At 40.7% G+C, this 7,615-nt stretch carries 5 protein-coding genes; all 5 read left to right on the forward strand.

Annotated features, from left to right (window positions below; genetic code table 11):
- Nucleotides 1-36 precede the first annotated feature (36 nt).
- Nucleotides 37-2,328: a two-component regulator propeller domain-containing protein gene (locus Q1R07_RS02175; RefSeq protein ID WP_300485545.1), complete on the forward strand. Its 2,292-nt coding sequence runs from the start codon at nt 37-39 to the stop codon at nt 2,326-2,328.
- Nucleotides 2,329-2,355: 27 nt separating this feature from the next.
- Entirely contained in the window at nt 2,356-3,069 is a 714-nt protein-coding gene (gene recO / locus Q1R07_RS02180) for a DNA repair protein RecO (RefSeq protein WP_300485548.1), read from the forward strand.
- A gap of 103 nt (nt 3,070-3,172) precedes the next feature.
- Nucleotides 3,173-6,577 (forward strand): isoleucine--tRNA ligase, encoded by a 3,405-nt coding sequence (gene ileS, locus Q1R07_RS02185; RefSeq protein WP_300485550.1) that lies wholly within the window; start codon nt 3,173-3,175, stop codon nt 6,575-6,577.
- Nucleotides 6,578-6,586: 9 nt separating this feature from the next.
- Nucleotides 6,587-6,967 (forward strand): TraR/DksA C4-type zinc finger protein, encoded by a 381-nt coding sequence (locus Q1R07_RS02190; protein ID WP_136404069.1) that lies wholly within the window; start codon nt 6,587-6,589, stop codon nt 6,965-6,967.
- 83 nt (nt 6,968-7,050) lie between these two features.
- Nucleotides 7,051-7,615: lipoprotein signal peptidase (locus tag Q1R07_RS02195; RefSeq protein WP_300485555.1), on the forward strand; the 565-nt coding region annotated here is incomplete at its 3' end.

Below are 7,615 nucleotides of genomic sequence, written 5' to 3' on the forward strand. Positions count from 1 at the left end.
CGTTTTAGTCTATATTTGTAAATCAATCTGCGGTTAATGAAAAAAATATTATATAGCATCCTTGCACTACTGTTTGTAACTCCTTTTTTTGCACAACAAAACCAACTTTGGAGAGGCTTTTTTTCGTTTGCCGAGGTAACGGATATTGCGGCAACTCCTATAAGGGTTTTTGCGACTTCAGAAAATGCGGTTTTTTCAAAAAGCCTGGTAACGAATGAATTAAAAACCACAACGTCTATTAATGGATTTAAAGCCGAAACCATTACGGCTATGCATTTTAGTGTTACCAAGAATAAGACGTTTGTAGGAAATGATAATGGTTTATTGCTGGTTGTTAACGAGGCAGACGGAAGTGTGTTTAATGTAGTGGATATCGTAAATAAACCATCAATAGCACCGAACAAGAAAAAAATCAATCATCTTTACGAAAGCGATGGTAAGCTGTATATCTCCTGCGATTTCGGACTTTGCGTGTACAATCTGGCTACGATGGAGTTCGGAGATACCTATTTTATTGGGCCTACAGGTCAGGAAGTTGAAGTGTTGCAAACCACGGTTTATAATGGTATGATTTACGCGGTAACCCGGAATAACGGAATTCGTCGGGCGAGCGTGGCCAATCCGAATCTGATCGATTTTTCCCAATGGCAGGAATTTGATGCCGGAACGTGGTTGGGAGCGGTAACATTCAATAACCGACTGTTGTTAGCGAATACCAATAACCGAATTTATAGTTATACGAATGCCGCTATTCAGGAAGTGTATGCGACCATGCAACAGGCTGTGGATTTTAAGAGTTTTAACGACCGACTGGTATATACATCGGCAAATCATGTCTATGTGTTTGATCCGGCGATGGTTTTATTGGCGCATATCACCCAAATACCGGATATCGTTACCACATTTACCTGTGGCGTAGCGACGGGGAATAATATTTTTATCGGGACTAAAGATAAAGGGATGTTTAGTACGACTACAACCAACAGTATGACATTCCAGAATAATACTCCCGACGGACCGGTTCGGAATAAAATCTTTTCCCTAAAAAAGGCACCTAGTGCGCTTTGGGCACTTTACGGAGATTACGACCGGTATTATAATCCGTATCCATTGGACGCCTACGGTATCAGTAAATTTAAAGAAAGCAGTGGTTGGTCGTTGATTCCGTATGAAGAGTTAAGCGGTGCGAAATCACTCAGTAGGGTGGCACTCAATCCGAATAATGAAAATCAGGTGTTTGTGAGTTCGTATTATTCCGGGCTTTTGAAAATTGAAAATGATGCATTGGTTACACTTTATACACAGCTGAATACCGGTAATAACGGACTGGAATCGTTGCCGCCGCCTAATAATAATGATATCCGTATCAATGGTCCTGCTTTCGACCGAAGAGGAAATCTTTGGATGACCAATAGTTTGGTGGCAAAAGGACTCAAAGTGCTTCGTGCCGATAATCAATGGGTGTCTTATGACTTGTCTAATGTAACCGTACAGCCGGAAACCAATAGCTACGGACCGCTGATTGTAGATAAAAACAATACCAAGTGGATTCCGTCGGTAAGTAATGGATTAATCGGGTTTAACGAAAACTATGGAAATAAGTTTATTACAATCAAGAGTGGTACCGATAGCGGAAATCTGGCCGATAACGATGTTAGAACGGTTGCGGTTGATACCCGAAATCAGCTTTGGATCGGAACGAATAAAGGATTGCGGATTTTACCGAGTGTGGATCGTTTTTTAACCGAAACCAGTTTAACAACAAATGCCATTATCATCTTGGAAGACGGTTTGGCGCAGGAACTTTTTTACCAACAGGTAATCCTGGATATTGCAGTCGACGGATCAAATAACAAATGGTTGTCCATTGCCGGTGGAGGTGTCTTTCAGGTATCGCCAAACGGACAGAGCGTATTGCATAAATTTACAAAGGAGAATTCCCCTTTGCCGAGTAATAATATCAACGATATTGAAATTGATGGTGTTACCGGGGAAGTGTTTTTTGCGACCGATAAAGGATTGGTTTCGTTTCAGGGAACGGCAACGAAGGCTAATGAAAATCTGAATAATGTATATGTATTCCCGAATCCGGTACGTCCCGGATTTGAAGGCGATGTAAACATTAGCGGACTAATCGATAAGGCGAATGTGAAAATTACCGATATCGAAGGAAATCTGGTATACGAAACGACGTCACAAGGTGGAACGATTACATGGGATACGCGGGCATTCGGAAAATATAAAGTAGCTTCCGGGGTTTATATGATCTTTATCTCATCGGAAGACGGTTCCGAAACCAAAGTCAAAAAAGTAATGGTGATTCGTTAATCCGATCGGAAAATTCCAATAATTAAGATGCTTGTCAAAACAAAAGCAATTGTACTTAGTTCTATTCGATTTCAGGAAAAAAGCCTGATTGTAAAATGCTTTACCCAATCGGATGGCCTAAAATCTTATTTTGTACAAAGTGCCTTTTCCGGAAAAAAGAGCAATCAGAAAATTGCCTATTTCCAACCGCTTACCTTACTGGAAATTGAAGCCAGTCATAAAAATAAAGGAACTCTCGAACGGTTTAAAGAAGTAAAACTGGCAACACCTTATACGTCGGTTAATGTCGATGTGGTGAAAAGTACCATTGTGATTTTTATCTCCGAAATGTTGCATAATTGTATCCGGGAAGAAGAGCAGAACGAAAACCTGTTTGCGTTTCTGGAAACCGCTTTGCTTTGGCTGGATACGCATGACGAGGTGGCCAATTTTCACCTGATGCTTTTAATGGAAATCACCAAATTCCTCGGGTTTTATCCGGATGTTTCCAACGACGAACATGCCTTTTTTGAAATGACTGAAGGGATGTTCGTGCCTTTTCACGGAATTACCTGTCTGACGGAACACGAAACACTGTTGTTTAAGAAGCTAAAGGAGCTGAAGTTTGATAGTAATCAAAAGATTTTTAACGGAAAAGAACGACAAATACTACTCAAAATACTACTCGATTATTACGCCTTTCATTTCGACGGATTTAAAAAACCACGATCACTGGAAGTACTCAAAGAAGTTTTTCAGTAAAAAACAACAAAAAGTCTTTGTAAACCATCTATTTTCTAATTGTCTTAACTAAGAATTATTCAAAAATCCTTACTTTCGCAAATTGATTAGAAAAAACGATAAAATGAGTACGAAATTTACTGAATACAAAGGACTTGATTTGCCAACAGTAGCATCTGAAGTGCTTGAATTTTGGAAAAAACAGAACATCTTTGAACAGAGTATTACTTCCCGTGAAGGAAACCAGCCGTTTGTGTTTTTCGAAGGACCGCCATCGGCAAATGGTCTTCCCGGAATTCACCACGTAATGGCGCGCTCCATTAAAGATATTTTTTGTCGTTATAAAACTCAGAAAGGATACCAGGTAAAACGTAAGGCCGGATGGGATACGCATGGATTGCCGGTAGAGTTGGGAACCGAAAAAGAATTGGGAATTACCAAAGAAGATATCGGAACCAAAATCACCGTAGCCGAATACAACGAAGCGTGTAAGCGAACCGTGATGCGCTATACGGATGTATGGAACGACCTGACTGAAAAAATGGGATATTGGGTGGATATGGAAAATCCGTATATCACCTACAAATCCAAATATATGGAAACCGTTTGGTGGCTTTTAAAACAGATCTACAATAAAGAGTTGTTGTACAAAGGATACACCATTCAGCCGTACTCGCCAAAAGCCGGAACCGGATTGAGCTCGCATGAAGTGAACCAGCCGGGAAGTTACCGTGATGTGACCGACACGACTATAGTGGCGCAGTTTAAAGCGATCGATGTAACATTGCCGGAAGCCTTACAAGGTTTCGGAGTGGTGCACTTTTTAGCATGGACAACCACACCATGGACGTTACCGTCGAATACCGCGTTAACCGTTGGTCCGAAAATCGATTATGTATTGGTGAAAACGTTTAACCAGTATACGTTCGAGCCAATCAATGTGGTATTGGCAAAACCGCTATTGGCAAAACAATTTGCCGGGAAATATTTCCTGTCTGAAAACGAAGAAGACTTTGCGAATTACAAAGCGGAAGATAAAAAAATACCGTATACCGTTTTAGCCGAAGTAAAAGGAGCGACGCTGGTAGGAACCCGCTACGAACAATTGCTGGACTACGCGTTACCGTATCAGAATCCGGAAAATGCATTCCGCGTGATTTCGGGTGATTTCGTAACGACGGAAGACGGTACCGGAATCGTACATACGGCGCCTACATTTGGTGCAGACGATGCCAAGGTAGCAAAAGAAGCCACACCGGAAGTGCCGCCAATGTTGGTATTGGACGATGCCGGAAATCCGGTTCCTTTGGTAGACTTACAAGGTAAGTTTGTCAAACAAATGGGAACGGAAATGGGTGGTAAATACGTTAAAAACGAATATTATAACGACGGAGAAGCGCCGGAACGCTCGGTGGATGTCGAAATTGCGATCCACTTAAAAGAAGCAAACAAAGCCTTTAAAGTCGAAAAATATGTACACAGTTATCCACACTGTTGGAGAACCGATAAACCGATCCTGTATTATCCGTTGGATTCCTGGTTTATCAAAGTAACCGAAGTAAAAGACCGTATGTTCGACCTAAACGAAACGATCAACTGGAAGCCAAAAGCAACCGGTGAGGGACGTTTCGGAAACTGGTTAAAAAATGCAAACGACTGGAATTTATCGCGTTCCCGTTATTGGGGTATTCCGTTGCCAATCTGGAGAACGGAAGATAAAACCGAAGAAATGCTTGTCGGTTCCGTCGAAGAACTATATACTGAAATTGAAAAAGCCATCGCTGCCGGAGTTCAGGATGAAAATCCGTTTAAAGGCTTTGTGATAGGTGATATGAGTGAAGCCAACTACGAGTTGGTGGATCTTCATAAAAACGTAGTGGATAACATTACGTTGGTATCGGCTAGTGGTAAACCGATGAAACGCGAAAGCGACCTGATCGACGTTTGGTTCGATAGTGGTGCGATGCCGTATGCACAATGGCATTATCCGTTTGAAAATAAAGAATTGGTAGACGATCAGTTGGCGTTTCCAGCCGATTTTATCGCCGAAGGAGTCGATCAGACACGTGGATGGTTCTACACCTTACATGCTATCGCTACATTGGTATTTGATAAAGTAGCCTATAAAAACGTAGTTTCGAACGGGCTTGTATTAGATAAAAACGGACAAAAAATGTCCAAGCGATTGGGGAATGCAGTCGATCCGTTTGAAACGTTAAAAGAATACGGACCCGATGCGACCCGATGGTATATGATTGCAAACGCAAATCCGTGGGATAACCTGAAATTTGATATCGAAGGTGTAGCGGAAGTGCGTCGTAAGTTCTTCGGAACACTATACAATACGTATTCTTTCTTTGCGTTATACGCTAACATCGACGGATTTAGTTATACAGAAGCCGAAGTGCCGTTGGAAGAAAGACCGGAAATTGATCAGTGGATTCTTTCGGAATTAAATACGTTGATTAAAAATGTAGACGAATATTATGCCGATTACGAACCGACGAAAGCGGCGCGTGCTATATCCGATTTCGTTCAGGAAAACCTGAGTAACTGGTATGTGCGTCTTTGCAGAAGACGTTTCTGGAAAGGGGACTATGCGCAAGATAAGATTGCGGCGTATCAAACGTTATACAGTTGTTTGCTAACGGTAGCCAAATTAAGCGCACCGATTGCACCGTTCTTTATGGACAAACTTTACAAAGATTTAACCCACGCAACACAGTCGGAAAATTACGATAGTGTACATTTGGCCGAGTTTCCGGTATACGTTGAAAACTTTGTTAATAAATCGTTGGAAAGCAAAATGCAGAAAGCACAAACCATTTCATCGTTGGTATTATCCCTGCGTAAAAAGGAAATGATTAAAGTGCGTCAACCGTTGCAAAAGGTAATGATTCCGGTGCTTGACGATGATCAACGTGCTGAAATCGAAGCGGTTTCCGACCTGATTAAAGCGGAAGTAAACGTGAAGGAAGTCGAGTTGTTGGACGATGCTTCCGGGGTATTGGTAAAACAAATCAAGCCAAACTTTAAAGCCTTAGGGCCGCGATTTGGTAAAGATATGGGGTTGATTTCTAAGGAGATACAGAATTTTTCTCAGGAGCAAATCAATCAATTGGAGAAAGAAGGGACGTTAACACTTGTTATATCAGAAAAAAGTGTTAATTTAACAACTGAAGATGTTGAGATTTCTTCTCAGGATATCGAGGGTTGGCTGGTAGCAAATTCCGGTGGGATTACAGTGGCATTGGATATTACGATTTCCGATGAATTAAGAAAAGAAGGTATCGCCAGAGAATTAGTAAACCGTATCCAGAATATCCGTAAAGATTCGGGATTAGAAGTAACGGACAAAATTAAAGTGCATCTGCAAAAAGACCTGCAATTGGAAAATGCAGTCAGTAGCAATGAAGACTATATCAAAGCAGAAACGTTAACCGAAACTTTAATTTTTGAAGAACAACTCAACAATGGTATAGAAATTGAGTTTGATGACATTAAAACTAGAGTATTAATTTCAAAATAGAAAGAAATTATGGTGGATGAAAAAATAAGATATTCCGACGCTGATTTAGCCGAGTTCAGAGAGATCATCTTAAAGAAAATGGAAAAAGCAAAAGCCGATTTGGATCTGATTAAAAGTGCGTATCTGAATGACCTGAATAATGGTACTGATGATACATCACCAACATTCAAAGCCTTTGAGGAAGGAAGCGAGACCATGTCGAAAGAGGCAAACTCTCAGTTGGCGATCCGTCAGGAAAAGTTTATCAGGGATTTAAAAAATGCATTAATCCGAATTGAAAACAAAACCTATGGTATCTGTAAAGTTACCGGAAAATTAATAAGTAAAGAAAGATTAAAACTCGTTCCGCATGCGACGATGAGTATCGAAGCGAAAAATTTACAACGTTAATCTTTTCAAAATATCTCGAAAACGCTCCGTAAGGAGCGTTTTTATTATATAATTCTTTTATTTTTGCTGTCAAATTATTGAAAATGTCTTTACGAAAAGCTTATTTGTTAGTAATACTGGTCCTTGTTGTTGATCAGCTTTCTAAAATCTATATCAAAACCAATTTCGCGCTCAACGATGAAGTCTATGTTTTTGAGTGGTTCCGTATTCATTTTATCGAAAATGAAGGAATGGCATGGGGTGTCGAAATACCCGGAGCCTACGGTAAACTGTTTCTAACCTTATTCCGAATTGTAGCCGTTTGCGGAATCGGATACTGGTTATATGATTCGGTAAAGAAAAAATGTTCCAACTACCTGATCGTAGCGGTGGCATTAATTCTGGCCGGTGCTTTTGGCAATATTATTGACTCGGTTTTTTATGGCGTGATCTTTAACGACAGTATTCATGAACCGGCAACTTTATTTGCTTCCAATCCGTACGGAACCTGGTTCCACGGAAAAGTGGTCGATATGTTGTATTTCCCAATATGGGAAGGTAACCTGCCAAAATGGTTACCGCTTTGGGGAGGTAAACACTTTACCTTTTTTAATGCGATTTTTAACGTAGCCGATATGGCGATATCCGTAGCGGTAGGAATGCTGATTG

This window comes from Flavobacterium sp., assembly GCF_030146175.1.
Lineage (GTDB): Bacteria > Bacteroidota > Bacteroidia > Flavobacteriales > Flavobacteriaceae > Flavobacterium.

Bases quoted from the DNA above. Each gene is read 5' to 3' on its own strand.
- Q1R07_RS02175 (WP_300485545.1), top strand. From the start codon at position 37: ATGAAAAAAATATTATATAGCATCCTTGCACTACTGTTTGTAACTCCT.
- recO (WP_300485548.1), top strand. From the start codon at position 2,356: ATGCTTGTCAAAACAAAAGCAATTGTACTTAGTTCTATTCGATTTCAG.
- ileS (WP_300485550.1), top strand. From the start codon at position 3,173: ATGAGTACGAAATTTACTGAATACAAAGGACTTGATTTGCCAACAGTA.
- Q1R07_RS02190 (WP_136404069.1), top strand. From the start codon at position 6,587: ATGGTGGATGAAAAAATAAGATATTCCGACGCTGATTTAGCCGAGTTC.